General features: G+C 61.8%; 1 pseudogene. It reads left to right on the forward strand.

The features are described from left to right. Nucleotides 1-233 (forward strand): annotated as a pseudogene (locus tag KVT36_RS32330) (hypothetical protein); the annotation flags it as partial.

Below are 233 nucleotides of genomic sequence, written 5' to 3' on the forward strand. Positions count from 1 at the left end.
CCCTTAATAAGCACCCTGCGCGAAACTGTGCCGCTGCCCATTGTATTGCCTTCCCATGATACATCCTCCGTGCAGGCCGCCCCTTTCCTGAAAGCCATAGAAGCCGGGGTGAACGTGGTAGACGGCGCTATAGCCTCCCCGAGCGGGCCCCCCCCCCACCCTAACCCGAATGCGCTGGTGGGCACTTTAGACGGGCATGAAAGAAGCCGCCCCCTGAACCTGGCCCCACTGAA

The sequence above is a fragment of the Chitinophaga sp. GbtcB8 genome (assembly GCF_019091455.1).
Classification (GTDB): Bacteria; Bacteroidota; Bacteroidia; order Chitinophagales; family Chitinophagaceae; genus Chitinophaga.